Annotated in this window: 21 protein-coding genes and 1 tRNA gene; 10 read left to right on the forward strand and 12 right to left on the reverse strand. The window is 58.3% G+C overall.

Going from position 1 to position 20106, the window contains the following annotated elements:
- Positions 1-1548 carry a winged helix-turn-helix transcriptional regulator gene (locus MW046_RS06210; RefSeq protein ID WP_247994690.1) on the forward strand — a complete coding sequence of 516 codons (1548 nt, stop codon included), beginning with the start codon at positions 1-3 and terminating at the stop codon, positions 1546-1548.
- Between the two features lie 104 nt (positions 1549-1652).
- Here MW046_RS06210 and MW046_RS06215 read toward each other — a convergent pair whose 3' ends face one another.
- The 3 genes from MW046_RS06215 to MW046_RS06225 form a co-directional block, all read right to left on the reverse strand.
- Positions 1653-4367 carry a valine--tRNA ligase gene (locus tag MW046_RS06215; RefSeq protein ID WP_247994691.1) on the reverse strand — a complete coding sequence of 905 codons (2715 nt, stop codon included), beginning with the start codon at positions 4365-4367 and terminating at the stop codon, positions 1653-1655.
- Positions 4368-4534: 167 nt separating this feature from the next.
- The gene (locus MW046_RS06220; RefSeq protein ID WP_247994692.1) at positions 4535-4768 is read right to left on the reverse strand and encodes a PIN domain-containing protein; all 234 of its coding nucleotides are present in this window, start codon (positions 4766-4768) and stop codon (positions 4535-4537) included.
- A complete protein-coding gene (locus tag MW046_RS06225; protein WP_247994693.1) occupies positions 4726-4953 on the reverse strand; it encodes a hypothetical protein in 228 nt (75 codons plus the stop codon). Before MW046_RS06225 ends, MW046_RS06220 begins: the two co-directional genes overlap by 43 nt.
- A 387-nt stretch (positions 4954-5340) precedes the next feature.
- Here MW046_RS06225 and gnd point away from each other — a divergent pair, with 387 nt between their 5' ends.
- The gene (gene gnd, locus MW046_RS06230; RefSeq protein ID WP_247994694.1) at positions 5341-6234 is read left to right on the forward strand and encodes a phosphogluconate dehydrogenase (NAD(+)-dependent, decarboxylating); all 894 of its coding nucleotides are present in this window, start codon (positions 5341-5343) and stop codon (positions 6232-6234) included.
- Positions 6235-6425: 191 nt separating this feature from the next.
- Here the strand turns inward: gnd and MW046_RS06235 are convergent.
- Both MW046_RS06235 and MW046_RS06240 read right to left on the reverse strand, forming a co-directional pair.
- A tRNA-Arg gene (locus MW046_RS06235) sits at positions 6426-6498 on the reverse strand.
- A 62-nt stretch (positions 6499-6560) separates the two neighbouring features.
- The gene (locus MW046_RS06240) at positions 6561-7148 is read right to left on the reverse strand and encodes a 2Fe-2S iron-sulfur cluster-binding protein (protein WP_247994695.1); all 588 of its coding nucleotides are present in this window, start codon (positions 7146-7148) and stop codon (positions 6561-6563) included.
- A 311-nt stretch (positions 7149-7459) separates the two neighbouring features.
- Here MW046_RS06240 and MW046_RS06245 point away from each other — a divergent pair, with 311 nt between their 5' ends.
- A complete protein-coding gene (locus tag MW046_RS06245; protein WP_247994696.1) occupies positions 7460-7918 on the forward strand; it encodes a MaoC family dehydratase in 459 nt (152 codons plus the stop codon).
- A gap of 291 nt (positions 7919-8209) precedes the next feature.
- Here MW046_RS06245 and MW046_RS06250 read toward each other — a convergent pair whose 3' ends face one another.
- Entirely contained in the window at positions 8210-8563 is a 354-nt protein-coding gene (locus MW046_RS06250) for a M48 family metalloprotease (protein ID WP_247994697.1), read from the reverse strand.
- A 93-nt stretch (positions 8564-8656) separates the two neighbouring features.
- Here MW046_RS06250 and MW046_RS06255 point away from each other — a divergent pair, with 93 nt between their 5' ends.
- Both MW046_RS06255 and MW046_RS06260 read left to right on the forward strand, forming a co-directional pair.
- Complete coding sequence (locus MW046_RS06255) at positions 8657-9253, forward strand: PH domain-containing protein (RefSeq protein WP_247994698.1); 597 nt, start codon at positions 8657-8659, stop codon at positions 9251-9253.
- A complete protein-coding gene (locus MW046_RS06260; RefSeq protein ID WP_247994699.1) occupies positions 9250-9828 on the forward strand; it encodes a PH domain-containing protein in 579 nt (192 codons plus the stop codon). The genes MW046_RS06255 and MW046_RS06260 overlap by 4 nt, the downstream gene beginning before the upstream one ends.
- Before the next feature lie 7 nt (positions 9829-9835).
- Here the strand turns inward: MW046_RS06260 and MW046_RS06265 are convergent, their stop codons facing one another.
- The 4 genes from MW046_RS06265 to MW046_RS06280 form a co-directional block, all read right to left on the reverse strand.
- Complete coding sequence (locus tag MW046_RS06265; RefSeq protein WP_247994700.1) at positions 9836-11542, reverse strand: acyl-CoA carboxylase subunit beta; 1707 nt, start codon at positions 11540-11542, stop codon at positions 9836-9838.
- A gap of 71 nt (positions 11543-11613) precedes the next feature.
- Positions 11614-12588: a DUF2804 family protein gene (locus tag MW046_RS06270; protein WP_247994701.1), complete on the reverse strand. Its 975-nt coding sequence runs from the start codon at positions 12586-12588 to the stop codon at positions 11614-11616.
- Between the two features lie 70 nt (positions 12589-12658).
- A complete protein-coding gene (locus tag MW046_RS06275; RefSeq protein ID WP_247994702.1) occupies positions 12659-13504 on the reverse strand; it encodes a class 1 fructose-bisphosphatase in 846 nt (281 codons plus the stop codon).
- The gene (locus tag MW046_RS06280; RefSeq protein ID WP_247994703.1) at positions 13501-14289 is read right to left on the reverse strand and encodes a class I fructose-bisphosphate aldolase; all 789 of its coding nucleotides are present in this window, start codon (positions 14287-14289) and stop codon (positions 13501-13503) included. Before MW046_RS06280 ends, MW046_RS06275 begins: the two co-directional genes overlap by 4 nt.
- Before the next feature lie 147 nt (positions 14290-14436).
- Between MW046_RS06280 and MW046_RS06285 the strand changes: the two genes are divergently transcribed.
- The 5 genes from MW046_RS06285 (at position 14437) to MW046_RS06305 (ending at position 17804) form a co-directional block, all read left to right on the forward strand.
- The gene (locus MW046_RS06285; protein ID WP_247994704.1) at positions 14437-15297 is read left to right on the forward strand and encodes a 3-hydroxyacyl-CoA dehydrogenase family protein; all 861 of its coding nucleotides are present in this window, start codon (positions 14437-14439) and stop codon (positions 15295-15297) included.
- Positions 15298-15481: 184 nt separating this feature from the next.
- Positions 15482-15865 carry a hypothetical protein gene (locus MW046_RS06290; protein WP_247994705.1) on the forward strand — a complete coding sequence of 128 codons (384 nt, stop codon included), beginning with the start codon at positions 15482-15484 and terminating at the stop codon, positions 15863-15865.
- 67 nt (positions 15866-15932) lie between these two features.
- Positions 15933-17075: an acyl-CoA dehydrogenase gene (locus MW046_RS06295; RefSeq protein ID WP_247994706.1), complete on the forward strand. Its 1143-nt coding sequence runs from the start codon at positions 15933-15935 to the stop codon at positions 17073-17075.
- A gap of 328 nt (positions 17076-17403) precedes the next feature.
- Positions 17404-17547, forward strand: a complete 144-nt coding sequence (locus MW046_RS06300; protein WP_247994707.1) for a hypothetical protein — start codon at positions 17404-17406, stop codon at positions 17545-17547.
- Entirely contained in the window at positions 17535-17804 is a 270-nt protein-coding gene (locus tag MW046_RS06305) for a DUF7111 family protein (RefSeq protein ID WP_247994708.1), read from the forward strand. Before MW046_RS06300 ends, MW046_RS06305 begins: the two co-directional genes overlap by 13 nt.
- Here the strand turns inward: MW046_RS06305 and MW046_RS06310 are convergent, their stop codons facing one another.
- Both MW046_RS06310 and MW046_RS06315 read right to left on the reverse strand, forming a co-directional pair.
- Entirely contained in the window at positions 17805-18740 is a 936-nt protein-coding gene (locus tag MW046_RS06310; protein ID WP_247994709.1) for a DUF7544 domain-containing protein, read from the reverse strand.
- A 139-nt stretch (positions 18741-18879) separates the two neighbouring features.
- Positions 18880-20025, reverse strand: coding sequence for a DsbA family protein (locus MW046_RS06315; protein WP_247994710.1), 1146 nt, complete (start codon positions 20023-20025; stop codon positions 18880-18882).
- Positions 20026-20106: the final 81 nt, after the last annotated feature.

Below are 20106 nucleotides of genomic sequence, written 5' to 3' on the forward strand. Positions count from 1 at the left end.
ATGGTCTCACAACACTCGAAACGGGTAGCACTCACAGTCGTGTTCGTGATCGCTGTACTCGTTCCGGTGTTGGGTACATCCGTTGCTCATCCAGTGGACAGAAACACGACACCCAAAGACGATACATCGGTTCGCGAGAATCACCGTTCCGATGACTGTCGGTTATCGGTCCGATCGGCAGTGGTAGCGGACGGGAAAGCAGACATCGACACGACATCGGTTGCCACACCGTCCAACGCCAGCGAACGGGATGAACGCAGTTTCTCCGTAGACAGTGGTGATGAAACGATCAAGGAGACGCTCCAATTTTTACTCCCATGTCAGAATGTGACGGGACGCGAAACTGACGACGGAACTCTTCTGCGGCTAGAGCAGATCACCACTGCAACGCTCGGAACGCTAAACCGAACTGGGAGTGGGGTCACTACTGTCGTTGATACAGGAGAACACAGCGTCGTGGAGATCGTCAACGGGACGGTCGCCGTGGTGCGTTCGACGATCGGGACGGAGCAGCCCCCGACGCCGACGGAATCAGACGAGAAAGCGCCCGGTGAACCCGAGGTGGAACGAACGGAACCGCCACCGATCGAACGAACGACCAGCACCGACACCCGACAGCGATCCGTGTCGCCCACTCCGGTCGAAGAAGTAACTCCCACCGCACCGCCGACAACGTCGTCCCCAACAGCGACGACGACACCAGAACCGACGACACGTTCAACAACCACTGAAACGACGACACCAGAACCGACGACCGCAGATCGATCGCCCGATCGAGAAACGTTGACGGCCGTTTCCCTATCGGTTCCCGTCCGATCATCCTCGAACGACAGCGATGATGGCTCGAACCCACCCAGTGGAAAGGGACTGCCGTTCGAACCGGAACGGGAAACGGGGGCTGCTGTCGGTTTGGGGGCAACTGTGGTTCGGATGCTTTTCACACACGGTAGCACCGCGTCCGAAACGATATCGAGACCACACGACGTGGGATCCATTCATATCCGGCACACGACCGTCATCGACTCGCTATCACGGGTAATGGTGCTGTTACGGTACAGCCGGTACGACGATTCGGATCCACTCGAACACGACGGACGCGCGATCGTGTTCGAAGCCATCGAGGAGACGCCGGGGATCTATCTTTCGGCGATAAGCGATCACACGGAGTACTCGCTCTCGACGCTGCGTCACCATCTCCGAGTCCTAGAACGAGAGGGACTCATTATGAGTGTCAAAGTACACGGAAAGCGACGGTTCTATCCCGTCGATACCGAATGGATCGAACTCACGGCTGCGTTGGGGGAAGAGGCGACTGCGAACGTCATCGAAGCGCTCTGTCACCTCGGTCCCGCGACAGTGTCGGAGCTGGCCGACGAGTTGGATCGGGATCCAAGTACCGTAACACACCACCTACAACGGCTCGATGACGATGAGATCGTTCGCCGGCAGCGGTCGGGGCGTGTCGTAATGAATCGCCTCTCGGACGACGTCGTGACGTATCTCACGGAACGACCGGAGCGGCTCCCGATCGCATCGAGTGCTGATTGATGCGAGCGCCGGTTCGGCAGTCAGTGGTTGCGTGAGCGGTGAACCGTCTCGGGGGCAACGGAAATCGCGGAGCGATGTGTGAGACTCCGAGGTACTCGCCGTGATTAGCTGTAGATGAGGATCGTGCCCTCATCCAGTTCGATCACGTCGACCTCCTCGCCGCTTGCAGCGCGCTGTTCTTCGAGGATATCGACCGCTTCGGGATCAAGCACGACCGTATCGTCCTCAACGTCGACGGAGATTTCACCGTTCGTTTCGATCTGTGCTTTCAGTTCGGCGGGATCGGTGGCTTCGAGAGCAGAGACGACAGCACCGGCTCGGTCGCGGAACTGTGGACCGATCACCGAGTGGTCGGGATCCACACCGACGGGAACGAGTTCGATGTTTGGCCGACCGGTTTCGATGTAAACGGGAGCGTTGACAGCCGAGCTAAGGTCGTAGGTGTCGATCGCTGGCCGTTCTCCATCGCGGTCCACGAACAGCTCGATCCGGTCCAATTCCGCGTTGAGGGCCATTCCGGCGTCTGACTTCCAGCCACGGATCGCGCTTGCGACGTCCACAATGAGCTGTCCTCGTTGGGCGGCGTCCGCATCGAACGTCTGGAGTGACGGCCACGTCTCCGTATGAACGCTTTCAGCTCCGGCGGGAAGCGTCTGATACGCTTCTTCGGTAAGGAACGGGGCGAACGGGGAGAGCATCCGAAGCGAAGCCGACAACGCGGTGTACAGAGCATGACGGGCCGCGTTTCGCTCGCCGGGACGTCCCTCATACAGTCGTCCTTTGAGCAGTTCGAGGTAGTCGTCGGCGAGATCGTGCCAGATGAATTCCCGAAGTTCGCGCAGCGCTGCGTCGAACCGGTGGGCGTCCATATGCTCTTGGACTCGGTCGGCAACCTCCGCACAGCGGATCAAGATCCATTTATCGGCGTCGCGATAGGCCGGATCCTGAATCGATGGGGTGTCCGCATCGAAATGGTTCGAGGCGAATTTGGTGATGTTCCACACCTTCGTGAGAAACCGCGAGGCCGACGTGACTTCCTTCCACTGGAACTGGATGTCGGTGCCGGGCTGGCCACCGAGCGCGATCGCCTGCCGGAAGGCGTCGGCAGAGTGTTCCGAGATGACTTCCTTCGGCTCGACGAAGTTCCCTTTCGATTTGCTCATCTTGTGGCCGTCCTCTCCGAACACCATGCCGTTGATCAGCGCGCGATCCCACGGACGTTCGTCTTCGAGCGCAGCCGTCCTGAGGATGGTGTAGAACGCCCACGTTCGGATGATGTCGTGTCCCTGTTCGCGCAACTGAACCGATTCAAACGACGATTCGGGCCAGCCAGTCACGTACAGAGGCGTGATCGAAGAGTCCATCCACGTGTCCATGACGTCGGTCTCGCCCACCCACTCGGTGCTTTCACACTCCGGACACGGATGACCGGGATCGGTCTCGGTCGGATCAACCGGAAGAGCGTCTTCATCGGCGGTGTGAATGTGACCACATTCTTCACAGAACCACGCGGGGATGGGTGTCGCAAACACCCGTTGGCGGGAGATGACCCAGTCCCAATCCATCCCTTCGGCCCACTCTTCAAGACGGGCGTACATGTGCTCAGGAATCCATTCGATCTCACGGGCCGTTTCGAGGATCTCCTCCTGATTCACCCGGACGAACCACTGATCTTTGCTCAGAATCTCGATCGGTGTGTCACACCGCCAGCAGATCCCTACCGACTGTTCGATGGACTCGCGGTCGTTCAAAACGTCCGCCGCCGCAAGGGCCTGAGCGATCTCCTCTTTTGCCTCGTTCACCCCGAGTCCTTCGAACTCACCTGCGAGTTCAGCGAGGTGTCCGGACTCGGTAATGACTGGTCGGAGATCCAGATCGTGTTCGGCCCACCACGTGACGTCCTGTTTATCACCGAACGTACAGACCATCACAGCACCGGTGCCGAACGTGCTGTCGACCTCGTCGTCGGCGAACAACTCAACCTCCTGCTCGAACAGCGGCACCTCGAACGTCTCGCCGATCCGGTCGGCGTAGCGCTCATCATCGGGATCGACGGCGATCCCCACACACGCAGCGAGCAGTTCGGGTCGCGTCGTTGCGATCTCGATCGCGTCGCTGTCGCCGGACTGCGTCCGGCTGCCCGAGGTATGTTGTTCCTCGCTGTCGCCGGACTGCGTCCGGCTGCCTGAGGAACGTTGTTCCTCACTGGCGCTGGAGAACGTGAGATAATACAGCGTTCCGGTTCGATCGTCGGTTTCGACTTCGGCGTCAGCGATCGCAGTTTCACAGCGCGGACACCAGTTGACAGGGTGGTCGTCGCGGTAGACGTAGCCCTCCTCGGCCATCCGAACGAACGAACGTTGTGTTTCCCCCCAGTATTCGGGATCCATCGTCCGGAACTCGTGAGACCAGTCCTGAGAGAAGCCGAGATCAAGCATCGTCTCGTACATCGCATCGATCTGGGACTCGGTGTGTTCGATGCACAGCTCTCGAAACTCTTCGCGGGGGACGTCCGTCCGGTGGATGTCGTGGTTCTCCTCGACTTTCACCTCGGTCGGAAGGCCGTGACAGTCCCATCCCTGAGGAAACAACACGTCGTCGCCGCACAACCGATGATAGCGGGCAGCAAAATCCATATAACACCAGCCGAGTGAATTCCCGATGTGGAAGTTCCCGGTCGGGTAGGGCGGCGGCGTGTCGATCACGTAATCGGGGCGCTCCTCGTCGTCACGGTACTGGTACACACCCATCTCCTGCCACCGCTCGCGCCACTTCTGCTCGATGCTGTCCGGATCGTATTCGTTCTCTATCTCTGTCATAGCTTACGGAGTGGTCGACGGTCGTACCAACTGAAAAGAGTTGTAACTTCGATGTGTGCGTTCCGGTTGCGACACTCACACACGTACTACCGGCGACCAACGCATACCCGTCCGTTGTGTGGTTGTGCGTATAAACGTGTTCCTCCGACGTGGGTTTGTTGGGAATGTCAAGCCGGATCGCCACGGAATCGCTCGATCGAAACAGTCGTCATATCATCATAATCGTCATCTGCGTCCACGAGAAGCGTTCCGTCAACGGCTTCAGCAGTCGCCAGCGCAAACGAATCGCCCAAAGCAGGATTGTATTCGACGACATACTCGGCAGCGTTATCCCAGAGTGCCTCGGTATTAACCGGTGTCAGTCCGAGATCAAAAAGCCAGTCGAGATATTCATCAGCCACGTTCCGATCGTATTTTCGCGCGATGATGTAGCGGATTTCCGTGAGATCACCCGGCTGATATACCCGTTGGCGTTCTCTGCGGTAATAGCGTTCAGATACTCTTCGACCGACTCACTTCCGGGTTCGTCGTCAGCGTGGGCAACGATCGGTTCTGTGTCAAAAACGACGCGATCGGGAACCGACATTCACTTCTCCAACGATGGACCTCCTCTCAGTCTTGCTTTTCCGCTCGCGCTTCTCTCGGAGGAGTTGCGTTGCGGGTTTGTCGGTCGTCGTCTCGCCGTGTTCTTTTGCGAAACCTCGCATCTCACACGGGAAACGAACGTGCTCAACCACGATCGTACCCTCTTCTGTTTCACGTGTGTGGTTGCAGAGACAACCTTTTTCTCTGAATCATTATCTGACTTCGATCCACTCAGTATTCATAACTCCAATATAATTATATAATGCCTCTATTATTTGTAAGATTGGAGAAGATGGTAGTCAGCATATAGTCAAGAATGCGATAAATCCCATCGAAAGCTGTTCCACTGAACCACAACACACACCGTCGTGACCGTCGAACGCCGTGTATGCAACTCGGAGTCGTTGGTCTCGGACGGATGGGACAGATCGTCGTCGATCGCGTTCTGGCTGCTGGTCACGACGTGGTGGCGTTCGATGTGGATGAGACGGCGGTGGCAGAAGCGGCCGATGCGGGCGCACAGCCAGCGGATTCGCTCGCCGATCTCGTTGCGCGATTGGACGATCAAAAGCGGATCTGGCTCATGGTACCTGCGGGAGATGCGATCGATGCCGCACTCTCCGATCTCGAACCGCATCTCGACGGAGACGACGTCGTGATCGACGGCGGCAACTCCCATTTCGAAGCGTCAGTTCGACGAGGAGGGGAGACGAGCGCCGCGTATCTCGACTGTGGGACGAGCGGCGGACCGGCCGGTGCGGAGTTGGGCTTTTCGCTGATGGTCGGTGGTCCTGAATGGGCCTACGAGGCGTGCGTTCCGGTCTTCGATGCGGTCGCCACCGGACCGAACGGCCATGCGCGGATGGGACCGTCGGGAGCCGGACATTACGTGAAGATGGTTCACAACGGGATCGAATACGCCCTGATGCAGGCTTACGGCGAGGGATTCGAGTTGCTCGCAAACGGACGGTACGATCTCGATCTCGAAGCCGTGGCACACACGTGGAACAACGGGGCCGTCATCCGGTCGTGGCTGCTCGAACTGTGTGAGGAGGCCTTCGCGGAGGAAGGGAACGACCTCGGGGACGTGGCCGACCACGTGGCTGGTGGCTCGACGGGGACGTGGACCGTCGAAGAGGCACTCACACAGGAAGTACCAGTACCACTCATCTACACCGCGCTATCCGAACGGTTCGGTAGCCGGTCGGATCGGTTCTCGCGGCGATTGGCCAACCGACTCCGGTATGGGTTCGGACGGCACGAAGTGGCGCGCACGGAGTGACTACCCCCGTGGATAGATGAGCCCACCGTAGACGAATGAGTGACCGTCACCATCCGAGATCACACGAGCAGTGACAGAGCGGAAGCGGAGGGCGGTCGCGGTGGCAGAGGCAGTCGCGGGGCGGAGCGGACAGGACAGGTCACGCACTGGAGCGGTGCCGAAGGCCACCTGAGCGCAAAAAAGTGGGTGTACGAGCCCGACGGGATTTGAACCCGCGACGTCTTGGTCCGGAACCAAGAACTCTGTCCACTGAGCTACAGGCTCACATCGTAGGGTTTTCGGTGGGTAGATATAACGGTTTTGAGTCGTCGATTCGAGGTAGTGGGTTACGGTGACTCGCCGGTTTCGAGGCTGAGATCAGCGGTCGGATAGGCGACACAAGTGAGGGTGTATCCGTCGGAGAGTTCGGCTTCGCCGAGCATCTGGTTGGTGTGGTGCTCGACGTACTCCTCAGCGTGACCGTTCGTAATGTGACCACCACAGGAGATACATTGGCCTTCACGGCACGCGTAGGGGAGATCCCACCCCTCCCCTTCGCCGGCTTCGAGAAGTGTGGTGTTCTCTTTGACGTCGATCGTTTTCCCTTGTTTGACGAATTCGACTTCGTACACCTCGGCTTCGTCGTCGGGAATTGCGGAAGGATCGTCGCCACCAACAGCCTCTTCACCCTCTTCGAGTTCCCCTTCGGCTTCGGTTTCACCAGTGACAGCTGCTCCAACACCGGCTGCCCCCCCACCGATCGACCGGTTCATCGGCTCGGGAAACGCCGTCTCGGGCACGGTGGCAGCACGGTGTTCGAGCACCTCATCCGAGATGTCTTCCCGGGGCTGCCACCCCGTCCCTTTGGAGAAATGGAACACGATCATGATGAGCGTGAGCGTGATCCCCACCCCGAGACCCAGTGTGTCTACCATGACTCTCGGTTAGAAGCAAGCGTTTAACAGCGTTGTGATTCCGCACATCCACCTTTTTTCCGCTCGGGCGAGCAGAGCTCACCGCTCGCCCGGCGAGACGGCCGCTCACTCCGTTCGCGCTGTGACTCGCGGGATCCCCCTTCGCTTCGCTCGCGAGAAGACCAAAAAAGGCCGCTCGCTGACGCTCGCGGTACTACGTCTTACCCGCTTCCGCCACCGCACCGCTACCGTCTCCGCGACCGCTACTGTTTGGATGTGTCCGTGGCACGGTATCCCCATCTATTTAGCCCGTTCGCCAATGAATTCAGGATATGGTCGGTCGATACTACGAGGAGTACGAGATCGGGGAAACGATCGAACACGAAAAACGACGAACGATCAGCGAAAGCGACAACCAACGATTCTGTGATATGACGATGAATCAACAGCCCTTGCATCTCGATCAGGAGTTCGCCGACGACACCCAGTTCGGGCGGCAGTTGGTCAACGGGCTGTACACCATGTCGCTGGCCGTCGGACTGTCCATCCCCGACACCACGGATGGGACCATCGTCGCCAACCTCTCCTATGACAACGTCGAGCACCCCAATCCGGTGTTCCACGGGGACACGCTCCGCGCACAATCGACGGTGACGGACAAACGCGAAACCTCTGATGGGGAACGCGGCGTCGTTACGATGCACGTCGAAGCGTTCACAATCGACGGCGAAACGGAAACGCTCGTCTGTGAATTCGATCGGACCGCACTTTCGTTGAAAAAACAACGCTAACGCGAAGGGATACGGAAATTATGCTTCTGAACCGTTAGACTGTGCCGAATCCAGCGCTCTGAGACGGTGTCGAGCGGTCGGCCACGGATAGCAGTAATCTACCAGCCGCGCAATCCCAGAGGAGTGGTTACGATCAACGACAGCAGATTCAAAGAGCGCACGAAACGGCGCTGTCGAGCCGAGCAGCGTTGCTCCACGGCGATCGGCTGCGAACTCCAACCGTCGAAGTAGCACAGAACCGCCGGAAATCGATCCCACCACGAACACAGCGACAACGACCGGATACACTGCCTACGGACCAGTGGACGTGACATCAGCGAGTACCGATCCGATCCATCCGATCAATCCAGCGGAGAGAAACACGACGAGTTTGTACATCCCAAGCAACAGCGGATGCCGACCTCGGTGGTGACCGATCTGATGAGCAACGAGCGCGTGCAGTTGCTCATCATCGAACCGATCGAAACTCCGGTCAGCGAGCACGGCCCGACGCGTATCGCGCCACCAACCGATCGCTTTGCCATTCAGCCGGAGGACCTCGCTTGATCCCATCTCGGCTGAGACCCTCACCGGGATGTTCGTTTTCGAAAGCACGGGTTCCAACCGGTCGCGTTCATCGTCTGTCAAAGTGCGGGGATCAACCATCGTTTCATCTTTGTAGTTTACTGTTATAAATTAGGAGGAGCGATCGGATAGCACCACCCAACAGTTATCAGCCGTGATATGAGTATCGAACACATGGACACGCCATCAGCGGATGAATTCGAGTGGCTGACGCTCGATGAGGACGAGGAACTGCTGTGGGGGGACACTCCACACCGGCTCAGTTTGTTGTTGTCGATCGGCGTCGGGCTCCCGTTGTGTTTGGTGATCGTCGGAATCCCACTCGTCGTTTCGTCGTATCTACATCACACGAACACGAACTACGTGATCACGACCACAGCCGTGTACAAAAAGCGGGGTATCTTTTCACGGAGCGTCCAACGGGTCGAATTCGACAAGGTGCAAAACACCTCTTACCAGCAGTCGATGATGGGATCGTATTTCGGCTACGGAACGGTCGAAATCGCCACTGCCGGCACCGGTGGGGTCGAGATGCGGTTTCGAAACGTCGAATCGCCACGAGAGGTACAAACGAAGATCAACGAGCGCAGCGCGGAGACAGAGAACGGAACGAACGGGGAGGACGCCGAGGCGGTCCTCGATGAGATTCTCACGGAGCTACAAGCGATCCGTCAAAGTATTGATGAGCCTGCTGAGGCATCAAGCGCGGAAAGCGACCGCTCGAAAGCGGAACCGGCGGCCAGTGGAACTGGGACTGAGGAGTCGCTATGAGTTCTGTCTCTGCGCTTTCACTCGACGCCGAGGAAACGGTTCACTGGACCGACCACCCTCGACTGGTGCTCATCATACCCGACACGGTGGTCGGAACGATGCTAATGGTGGTCGGAATCACGGCAATCCTCGTTCCAGAGATCGCAACGCCGCTTCTGTCTGCGGAGATCACGCCGTGGCTGGGGGTACTCGTGCTCCCCGGAATCGCACTCCCGGCGTGGTCGTATCTAGTCGTCGTGAATACGGTGTTCGTGATTACCGACCGAGCGCTGTACGTGAAACAGGGCGTCTTCCGCAAGCGCGTCGACCGTATCAGACACAGCCGCGTTCAAAACAGCTCGTTCTCACAAGGATATCGAGAGAAGATTTTCGGGTACGGAACGGTGTCGGTCGACACGGCCGGCGTTTCGGCCGCGATCCGATTTTACGACATCGACAACCCGGAAGCCGTCCGCGAACGCATCGATGCGCGCGCCTCTGAATCAGGTGAAACGGGGATTCCAGGAAGTATCGAACAGTGGAACGCTGTCCTCGAAGAAGTACGGGCGCTCAGGGCTGTGGTCGAATCGAGCTGAACGGAACCTACAACACGGTTCCGTGTTTCTTATCGGGAAGATCCTTCTCGACGGTCTCGTAGAACGCAAACCGGTTTGCGAGCTCTTCGCGCAGGCTACTCGGGGGAACGATCTCGTCGATGACCATCTCGCTGGCCATGCGGTGGATGTCGATGTCCTCGCGGTACTCCTCCCGGAGCTGTCGTTCGCGTTCTTTGCGTTCATCGGGGTCGTCGATCGCGTCGAGTTTGTTGGCGTAGACGGCGTTAATGGCTGCTTCCGGACCCATAATTCCGATCTCACCGGACGGCAGTCCGATCGTGGATTCGGGACCGTAGGCCGGTCCAGACATGGCATAGATCCCCGCACCGTAGGCTTTCCGGACAACGACACACTGTTTGGGAACCGTCGCTGAAGAGGTGGCATAGATCATTTTCTTGCCTTTTTCGAGGATTGCCTCTTTCTCGACGCCGGACCCAGCCATGAAGCCAGGTGTGTCACACAGATACAGCAGGGGGATCTCGAACGCGTCGCACTTCCAGATGAACCGGGCGGCCTTCTCGGCCGCATCGGGGAAGATGGCACCGGCGCGCTGGGCTGGCTGATTGGCGACGATGCCGACCGGTCGTCCGTCGATGCGCGCGAACGCGGTGATGATCTCCGGTCCGAACGACGGTTGAAGTTCGAGAACCGAATCGCCATCGACGACACGGTCGATGAGGTCGTGCATGTCGTACCCCTTGTTGGGGTGGTCGGGAATGACGCGATCGGTGGTCGACGGCGGGATGGTCGGAGAGACGGTGTCTGCCGTCGTCGGGGACGCCTCGCAGTTGTCCGGGAGATAGGAGATCAGTTTGGCGACCAACTCTCGGGCGTGTTCTTCGTCTTCGGCGATGAGATCGGCACTGCCGGATTGGGTGGTGTGAACTTCTGGACCGCCGAGATCCTGCATGTCGATCGTCTCGCCAGTGACCATCTCCACCATCCGCGGGCTAGCAATCGCCATCGCCGACACGTCCCGAACCATGACTGTGAAATCAGCGAACACGGGGGTATACGCAGCACCGGCAATACAGGGCCCGTACAGCACACAGATTTGGGGCACTCGTCCCGAGAGCATCGAGTGGTTGTAGTAGTACTTTCCGATCCCTTCCCGGTTGGCGAAAAAGCCGGTCTGCTGGTCGATGCGTCCGCCCGAGGAGTCCATCAGATACAACACCGGACGGCCTGTGTCGAGCGCGCGCTGTTGCATTCGGAGGAACTTCTCGACACCTTTCTCGGCCATGCTCCCCGCTTTCACAGTGAAGTCGTTGGCCATGAAATGGACCGTTCGGCCTTCGAACTCCGCGCCGCCAGTGAGAAGACCATCTGCCGGGAGTCGATCGTCAGCGTCGAACTCCGCGAATTTTCCGTCTTCGAACAGCACGTCATCAAACCAGAGATCTAGCCGGTCCCTGACGAACAGCTTGCCTTGTTCTGCTAGTCGTTCTTTGTACTTCTCCGGCCCACCCTGTTCGATGCGAGCGATCTCCTCGATGAGCGCGATCTCCCGCTCTGTCGGCCCGATATCGTCGTCTGGAACCGCGTCTCCCACTTGATCGCCGCCGTGAACGACGGCCGGCTCGGCTGCGTCTCCGATGTACACTTCGACCTCCTCGACGGCGTGACGGGCGAGCGCAGCAGCAGTAGCGCTTGCTTCCTCCGCACTCGCGTCCGTATCGATCCGCACCTTCATACATAATATTCCTAAACGGTCCTAATAGGGCTTTGCGAATTATCTGCCGGATTCGGCGGACGGCCGTTCGGTCACCAGTTGGCTTCGTGGAGTTCACCGACGCCGGGGAGTTCGATCGTCCGATCGCCGAGCGTTCCCCGCCATCGACCGAACGGTTGGACGATGCGGTGTGAGATCGGGCCGAAGGAGATGGTTCGACGGTGGGGGTACTCGACATCGAGAGAGACGGAAAGATAGCCGTCTTCGGTCTCGATCCGCCACTCCTCGGGAACGATGGTCGTCGGGCCGATACCCCGAGGCACCCCGTCGATCCAGACGACGTTACCCACACCCTCCGGGTCCGTCCCGATGGAAAACCCCACGGCCGTGCCATCGGCCGCGTGTCCGCTGGCAATCGCTCCATGCCATGTCATCGTGGCAGGTACGAGCCCGTGGGTGTAATCGAGCATCCCCACAGCGTTCTCGGAAAACCGGTGGCGATGACCGTCGGCGTTGAGCCATCCAGTCACCGGAAGCGAAGCCGACTGCTGGGAGATCACGACGTGTCGGGAAGAATCCTCACCATCGGTAGCCGGACGGACGGCAGTTACCGGCTCGGCTGCCGGTGTGTCGTAGCCAACCGTGAACTTCGTCGTTTCCATCCGGCCCGATCCCCGGGTCGTATCACCACGATTATCGAGAGTTACGCGATGGTCTAGAAATCGTGCGACTGCGACGGGGTCAGCCGTGGGATCGTCGTCGATTCGAACGACAAGCGGTGGGAGTATCGACGTGCTGTCGGCGAGCACCGTCCCGTCGGCACGGTCGAACACCCACAACGAAGCCATCCCGATCGGCCCGGCGTCGACGACCGAGCCGTACAACGCAAGCGCATCGTCGACGGCCCAAAACTGCTGGAGTTTTTTCTCGTGGCGCAGTCGAACGAAGCGACCGAGCCGAAACCGAACGTCGAGGTCGATAGCCGTCGAAGAGCACGAGCCTCGATACGTGCCGAACGCGATATCACCGTCGGATACGGGAGCGGACGGCGCGGTCCCAAGATCCATACGTTATTAACACATACCCTATTAAGGTATTTGTTATGGTTATGATGTATCTTTCAGCCGTTCGAAGGCTCTACGAGTCATCATGCAGCGCTTCCTCCAATCGGGTGATGTATTCTGGGTTGCCCACGTGGACAGGGACGCGTTGGTGAAGCGAACTTGATGTAACGTCGAGTAACGATCGTGCGCCGTCCGAAGAGCGGCCGCCTGCCGTTTCCACGATGTACCCGATCGGAGCGCCTTCGAACAGTAGCCGGAGTTTTCCGTCCGGATGCGATTCGAGCGCTGGATAGGCGAAGACACCCCCGTAGGTCATGATCTGATTGACGTCGGCGATCATCGCACCGCCGTATCTGAGTTTCAATTCCTGTTCGACAGATGAGACGAAACCCGAGAAATCGTCCGGCCACTCCGGGACGCGGCCACCAAAGCCGTACACCACCGGATCATTGGGCAACGTAACGTTCTCTCGGACCGGTTGGCGTTCACCGTCTTCCACGACGTACTCGGTAACGGTTCCGTCGTGAGCGGTCATCATCGTCGTCAGCGGACCGTACAACACGTAAGCGGCTGCAATGAGGGATCGACCGGGTGCCGGCAGCTCGGCGTCGTACACGCCGAGTACGGTTCCCATGGCGTTGTTAGACTTCACGTTCGAGGAGCCATCGAGCGGATCGACGGCGACGGACCATCCGTCACCATCGGTGATGACCTCATCACGTTCTTCGCTGGCGTACGCACCGACAGAATCGAGCGCGAGGAGTCGCTCTTCGAGCAGTTGATCGGCGTGCACGTCCGCCGCGAGCTGTTGCTCGCCGCTTGGATTTTGCTCCTCTGCGTACGTCCGCCGTCCGGTTAAGCTGCCTCGAATATCGTCGGCACTCGACGCGACGACGTCGAAGATCGCCTCAACGGTCATGTTTCGAGTGCGGTGTCAACTGAGGCCCCCTCGTAGATGATCCGTTCGAGCGAATCGAGGATCCGTTCGGGGTTCTCCCGCTGCCAGACGTTCCGGCCGACGGCAAGCCCCTTCCCACCAGCGTCCATGACGGCTTTGACGCTTTCCAAGAACGCTCGATCGGATCGTTTGGATCCACCGCTCATGATGACGTTCGTCTTTCCGGCCATTCTGACTGCCTGCTCCATCCCTTCCTTCGAACCGGGATACTTCACTTTCGCCACGTCGGCACCGAGTTCGAGCGCGAGACGGGACGCGTATGCGATGACGCTGGACTTCGTATCGTTTTTCAGCCCTTGGCCGCGCGGATACGACCACATCACCACCGGCATGTCGTGGGCCCGAGCGTTCTCTTGGATCTCTCGGAACTCTTCTGCCATCTCGATCTCGTGGTTTGCGCCGCCGTACAGCGTGAAGCCGACGGAACTCGCCCCGACCTCGCGGGCGTACTCGACGGAACAGTTGACGGCGCTGTCGGGTTCACCCATCCAGAGGTTGGACGTGCCGTTGAGTTTCATGAGCAGGTCCACGTCGTCCGAATACGACGGATAGTACGCCTCGGCGATCCCCTTCTGTACGGCGATCGACGTGACCGCCGGATGGGTGGCCGCCTCGAACGTCCGAGATGGATCGGCGCTTTCGGGTACGTCCGTGAAATCGGTTGGACCGTGCTCAAGCCCGTGATCGTACGCTAAAATGAGTACGTTACCATCCCGTGTGAGCGGCGATTCGGTGATTGGGATCATAGATGGAATCTTGCAGAGCGGAGTAATCAGTGTACCGGCCTGCGATTTTCAAAATATTAACTCGTCTCGAAATTCAGTATTTCAAGTGATACAAGGAAAGTCATCGAACCTCGGCAGCTTTAGGGTCAGCCCCCATCCACCGGTAGTATGCGCGAGTTAGATGCGATCGAGCGCGTCGCCGTCGTCGGGACGGGGACGATGGGTAGCGGTATCGCCCAAGTAGCAGGGATGGCTGGCTACAACGTGGTGATGCGCGACATCGACCGGGACCGCGTCGATGCGGGGTTCGGGTCCATCGAGGAAAGCCTCTCACGGCTCGTGGACAGCGGGACGCTCACGGAGTCGGAGGCGACGGCTGCCCGTGAACGGATCTCCGGAACCACGGCGCTTTCGGAGTTGTCGGACTGTGATCTCACCATCGAGGCCGCCGTAGAGTCGATGGAAATCAAGCGAGAGATCTTCGCAGAGCTGGATGAGGCACTGGATGAGGACGTAGTGTTGGCGACGAACACGAGTACGCTGTCGGTCACGACCATCGCCAGCGCGACCGACCGGCCTGAGCGCGTCGTCGGACTCCACTTCATGAACCCCGTTCCCGTGATGGACGGCGTCGAGATCGTCGTTGGGGAGAAAACCGCATCAGACACCGTCGACCTCGCCGACGGGTTCGCAGAGGAACTGGGTAAAAAGACGTGGAGATCGGACGACAAACCCGGCTTCGTCTCCAATCGGATTTTGATGCCGTGGATCAACGAGGGTATCCGCGCCTACGACGAGGGCGTCGCCACCATGGAAGACATCGATCGTGGCATGAAACTCGGCACGAACGTCCCGATGGGACCGCTCGAACTCGCCGACCACATTGGACTAGACATCTGTCTCGACGCGACCGAGACGCTCCATGAGGAACTCGGTGACCGGTACAAACCCGCCTACCTACTCAAGCGGAAGGTCCACGCCGGAGATCTTGGAAAGAAAACCGGGGTTGGGTTCTACGAGTACGAGTAACGGACAGTTGAAACCAGTCCAACCCATTCATGGGACATATTGAATAGAAAATACGATACACATACGTAATAGCTCCTGCTGTTATATGATTCTATTATAATAATTTCCCATGGGAAACGAGTCTGATCTGCTATTTCCGGGCGTATCGACAACCAATCTTCTTCTCACAGGTAGTACAGGGGTGATGAACGTATTCGTATACAGTCACACCCTCGTGGAAGCTAATTCCGTGGCGTGGAACTACATCGTTGGGGGGACTCTGACGACCGGGAGTGTCCTATTAGTTCGGTTTGCTCCTGATATCGGTGTGTATTCCGGACGGTGGCGATGGCTCGCTTCCGTGTGGTCCCGACTCGGCACGTACGGCCGAGCGATTTTCTGGATCGTAGCGATCGTGGCAATAAGTGTGGTTCCAGGGGTGGTGCTTCTCACGCGATTTCCCACGACAAACGTCCGATTTTACAGCTACTATCTGGGGTTTGTGCTCGGTTTCACTATCCCGGCTCTGGGCGTTCTCATCCAACGGTTCGTGCACAACAGACGCCAGATCGAGTCACAGGCCGAGTGAGACAGCGCAATGGTACATCTGACAGCGGATGCTAACAATCAAGAGCCGGTGGGACTCACGATCGTTCATGGACTTTAGCCTCACGGCTGAGCAAAAGCAGATCAAAGAGATGGTGTCGGAGTTCGTCGACGAGGAGATAAAACCCGTTGCGGACGAGATCGACGCGACCGACGAGTTCCCATCCGAACTGATCGAAGAGATGGGCGAGCTTGGCTTGATGGGAATGCCGTTTCCCGAGGAGTACGGCGGCGCGGGACTGGACTACCATTCGTACGCCATCGGGCTGTCCGAGATTAGCCGCGGGAGCGGCGGACTCGGAACCGTCGTCGCCGCCCACACCTCGCTCGCGGGAAACATGCTGTACGCGTTCGGTGACGAACACCAAAAGGAGACGTATCTGACGCCACTCGCAGAGGGCACCGATGTCGGAGCATTCGCCCTGTCGGAAGCGGGAGCCGGTAGCGACGTCCCCGCCATGGAAACGACCGCAACGAAAGACGGCGACGAATACATCATTGAGGGGGGGAAGCTGTGGATCTCGAACGGGTCGGTCGCGGACACTGTCACGCTGTTCGCCAAAACCGATCCCGACGCCGGCACCGACGGCATCTCGTCGTTCGTCGTCCGCCCGGAGGAAGACGACGGCTTCTACGTGGAAGGCACCGAGCACAAACTCGGAGACAAGGGCTGTCCGACCGCCGAACTCCGGTTTTCCGATCTCCGGATACCCGCCGACCGACGGATCGGTGCGGAAGGCGATGGGTTCGTCCAAGCGCTGAAAACCCTCAACGGCGGACGGATCACGATCGCCGCGCGAGGGGTCGGTATCGCACAGGCCGCCTTGGACGCCGCCTTAGAATATGCCGAGCAGCGCGAACAGTTCGACCAGCCGATTTCCGAATTCCAATCCATCCAGCACAAGCTCGCTGATATGGACACGAAAGTGAGCGCGGCCCGTATGCTGATGCACAAGGCCGCAGACCGGAAGATCAGGGGGGAGTCGTTCATCAAGGAGGCCGCACAGGCAAAGCTGTACGCAAGTGAAGTGTCCCGAGAGGTCGCAAACGAGGGCATCCAGATCCACGGCGGCTACGGCTACACGAAGGATTTCCCTGCCGAGCGGTTCTATCGGGACGCAAAACTCAACGAAATCTACGAGGGAACGAGCGAAATCCTCCGGAACACGATCGCCCGGCAGCTTCTGGAGTGAGTACAAACAGACAGCTACGTTTCACCGTCCCAATAGTCGACCTCCGCGTCCGCCCGGAACGGCGTTCTGTTCTGGTGAACCGGTGTGCGTCCTCGCCGACGGAAAACGCCACGTAATCACCTTCTGAAAGCTCCGTTTCGCCCGACGTGCTCCTGAGCGTTCCCGTTCCGTCGAGCACGTAGAGGGACACCCATCGTTCGCAGTGTGGTAGTGATAGGGCATTGACTGCGTCCCGGCGGCAAACGTCTCTCCGTGTAACGTTCCATCCAGTCCGCGTCATCAGTGATAACCACGTTTGGAGTCATCGTGTTGGGCCTCTCGATCCAAGATGCGATCGGTAGACGATGTAGCTGCGCCAAGCACGGCGGAAGCGGACATGATACTCCGCTACGCACCGATCGGCTGTTGGGGACGAGAGACGACCGACAGCTACGACAGGGTTCCGGTCGAACCGACGTTATGGACGAAGTAGAGACAGGCGACATCACGGCTCGTTACTATGAGACCGAAGGCGAGCGCGTGCTTTCGTTCGAACACGCCGGCGAGACGGCTACGATCGCACAGAACACCGATGGCTACGCGATGGTATCAGTCCGAACATCACCGACAGGCGAAGAGCTACAACGATACTACGGGTTCGATATGGCGCTCGATCACGCTGCCGAGCGACTCGGCGTTCGAACGGACGAGCTGCCGATACCCGAACGCGCGGCCGACATGGGGATGTGATTACTCGATCACGGTAGTTCCATCAGATGCCGGATCGTCGGCCGCCGATAGGAGATCGAACTCGACGTTCGTCTTCCCCAGGACCAGCAACGAATAGTACCGGAAATAGATCCCGATCAGGATCAAAAGGGCACACAAGCTTCCTAGTATGAGCAACACTCCCAACAGCCCGACCACCATGAGCAGGATCAACCCGATCGTATCGGAAACGACGAAGCCGAGAGCCGCTATCACCACGATTCCGACGACGATCAGTAATCCGACAGCCATGATCGCTACCGCGCCGATGATGGAAGCCATGATGGTCAAAAGGCCATTCAACAGGACGTACAACACGTACTGCTTCCATTCGGTTTTGAGCGTCGGCCAAAACTGTTGCCAGCCGTCGATGACACCCCGGTCTTCAAGTAGCATTACTGGCGCGACGAAGCTACTCGTGAAATCCAACAGTACCCCTATTGAGAACACGATCACCGCTATTCCCAGGAACACAAGCGCCATCGACGTCGCCTCGCCCAGCAGATCTGGACCGAACACCAGACCGAAGGACACAGACAAGAGGAACACGACGAGAATCACTCCGGTCTCGAACAGAAACAGCCGCACGCCGTTCCAAAACTGCTGACGGAAATACTGTCTGAGATGAATCGAATCGGTTCGGAGGGACTCGAGAAGAACGAATCTCATGACCGAACCGATCAGACCGAAGAAGACGAACAACACGAGCATGAAGACCGCACCACCGATCAACAGTTCGGGAGTAACGTTTGCTGAAGAGGATAACGAAAAGTCGGTCGACCCGGATCGCGCCGGGGCACCTTCGAGCAAAAAGACGATGATGAGAAGCCGGAACCATCGCCCAACGCTGAATGGAAAGAGAAACGAGCGGGTCTTCTCGACTGCTTCGTCGATCGCGTCAGCTGCATGCCATGACATAGATATAATAAGAAGTAGATACTAATAATGTTATTGATAAATATTGATTAAAATCGTCTGAGCGGGTACAACACCCACACAGCGAACTCGAGGTTTGAACTCTGATCTCGAAAGGGTACGATAGTCAGAGCCAGTTGCTTTACTGACGGCTACACGCGCCGGAGATGGCGTTTTTGACCTGCGTCGTCTCCTCGGAGTCGGTGGCGGATTTGACGTTGAGCTTTTCCGTCTCTGACTTGATGTTCGCGCCGAGTTTTTCGAGATCGACTGGTTCGTCGTTTCGAAGGACGTCGATCGGCTGTGTGAGCGTGAGATCGGTGATCTCACCGGTGTAGGCGAAGGTGTCCTTCCACGGTCCGACACCACCGCTTGCGGTCGAGCCGTCGATGACATCCGAATCCTCGATCGAGGAATCCATCGACCGGTCTTGCTTGAACTCACCCGAGACGGTGATTTCGTACTTCGCCCAGCCCTTCGCGGAGCTGCCGTCGAACGTGATCGTGTTCGTGGCGTTGCCGCTTGCAGAACCGCTACTCTCTCCGGAGCTCACATCATTGGAGTCTTCCTTTGGCAGGAGAGTGTCTGCCTTCGAGAGGTTGGCTTTGATAAAGCTCACGAGATCGCTGAGATCTTCCGGTTTCGGGCCGACGAACGTCGAGTCGGCGATCTCGAACGTCGGGGTATGCTCTATCTTCAGGTCGAGCGCGGACTCGTGGGAGTCTTTCACCAGACTGTCGTATTTCCCTTTGTTCACTCGCGCGACGATTTCCTCGGGATTATCGACGCCCGTTTTGTCCATGACGGGTTTGAGCTTCTCCGGAGTGACGGTCCCGCTGACGAGCGAGCCCGCAAACATCGACTCGAAGTACTTCCAGTACGACTCGGGATCTTCTTCCCACACGCCCAGATGGGTCGCACTGATCTTGGGGTCGCTGTCGGAGATGAACGCGTTGGACTGCGTGCCGTGGGTCTTACCGCGCCCGTAAGGCTCGAAGGAAATCGTACGGAAACAGATGTTCAGTTTTCCCTTCATGACGTATTTATCGACGAGGTCAGGGAGAACGTTGTTCACGAAGTCCTGCGTGAACGGGCATTTGAAGTTTCCGTACACCGTCGCGGTCGGATTCTCCGCATCCGTTCCCATCACGGGATACATCTGCGAGGTGTTGTCCGGTACTGGAACGTTACTGATCGGAGTAGCGGCACTCGCAGAGCCGACACCAGCAACGCTCGTAACCGCAGCGCTACCTGTAACTGCCAGGAACTTTCGACGTGATGGCTTCATCCGTCTACCCCTGCATCGAACAGGGGTAAAAAAGCAAGCGGTCGTTTATGACCATTTACCTACAGTTTTGACTGTTGCAAC

This window comes from Halocatena salina, assembly GCF_023115355.1.
GTDB classification, from domain to species: Archaea; Halobacteriota; Halobacteria; order Halobacteriales; family Haloarculaceae; genus Halocatena; species Halocatena salina.

Excerpts from the sequence above, each read along its gene's own strand:
- MW046_RS06290 (WP_247994705.1), top strand. The coding sequence starts at position 15,482 with ATGAACGTATTCGTATACAGTCACACCCTCGTGGAAGCTAATTCCGTG.
- MW046_RS06275 (WP_247994702.1), bottom strand. The coding sequence starts at position 13,504 with ATGACCGTTGAGGCGATCTTCGACGTCGTCGCGTCGAGTGCCGACGAT.
- MW046_RS06240 (WP_247994695.1), bottom strand. The coding sequence starts at position 7,148 with ATGGTAGACACACTGGGTCTCGGGGTGGGGATCACGCTCACGCTCATC.
- MW046_RS06280 (WP_247994703.1), bottom strand. The coding sequence starts at position 14,289 with ATGATCCCAATCACCGAATCGCCGCTCACACGGGATGGTAACGTACTC.
- MW046_RS06255 (WP_247994698.1), top strand. The coding sequence starts at position 8,657 with ATGGACACGCCATCAGCGGATGAATTCGAGTGGCTGACGCTCGATGAG.
- MW046_RS06245 (WP_247994696.1), top strand. The coding sequence starts at position 7,460 with ATGGTCGGTCGATACTACGAGGAGTACGAGATCGGGGAAACGATCGAA.
- MW046_RS06285 (WP_247994704.1), top strand. The coding sequence starts at position 14,437 with ATGCGCGAGTTAGATGCGATCGAGCGCGTCGCCGTCGTCGGGACGGGG.
- MW046_RS06250 (WP_247994697.1), bottom strand. The coding sequence starts at position 8,563 with ATGGTTGATCCCCGCACTTTGACAGACGATGAACGCGACCGGTTGGAA.
- MW046_RS06215 (WP_247994691.1), bottom strand. The coding sequence starts at position 4,367 with ATGACAGAGATAGAGAACGAATACGATCCGGACAGCATCGAGCAGAAG.
- MW046_RS06210 (WP_247994690.1), top strand. The coding sequence starts at position 1 with ATGGTCTCACAACACTCGAAACGGGTAGCACTCACAGTCGTGTTCGTG.
- gnd (WP_247994694.1), top strand. The coding sequence starts at position 5,341 with ATGCAACTCGGAGTCGTTGGTCTCGGACGGATGGGACAGATCGTCGTC.
- MW046_RS06295 (WP_247994706.1), top strand. The coding sequence starts at position 15,933 with ATGGACTTTAGCCTCACGGCTGAGCAAAAGCAGATCAAAGAGATGGTG.
- MW046_RS06270 (WP_247994701.1), bottom strand. The coding sequence starts at position 12,588 with ATGGATCTTGGGACCGCGCCGTCCGCTCCCGTATCCGACGGTGATATC.
- MW046_RS06260 (WP_247994699.1), top strand. The coding sequence starts at position 9,250 with ATGAGTTCTGTCTCTGCGCTTTCACTCGACGCCGAGGAAACGGTTCAC.
- MW046_RS06225 (WP_247994693.1), bottom strand. The coding sequence starts at position 4,953 with ATGTCGGTTCCCGATCGCGTCGTTTTTGACACAGAACCGATCGTTGCC.
- MW046_RS06305 (WP_247994708.1), top strand. The coding sequence starts at position 17,535 with ATGGACGAAGTAGAGACAGGCGACATCACGGCTCGTTACTATGAGACC.
- MW046_RS06315 (WP_247994710.1), bottom strand. The coding sequence starts at position 20,025 with ATGAAGCCATCACGTCGAAAGTTCCTGGCAGTTACAGGTAGCGCTGCG.
- MW046_RS06310 (WP_247994709.1), bottom strand. The coding sequence starts at position 18,740 with ATGTCATGGCATGCAGCTGACGCGATCGACGAAGCAGTCGAGAAGACC.
- MW046_RS06300 (WP_247994707.1), top strand. The coding sequence starts at position 17,404 with ATGCGATCGGTAGACGATGTAGCTGCGCCAAGCACGGCGGAAGCGGAC.
- MW046_RS06265 (WP_247994700.1), bottom strand. The coding sequence starts at position 11,542 with ATGAAGGTGCGGATCGATACGGACGCGAGTGCGGAGGAAGCAAGCGCT.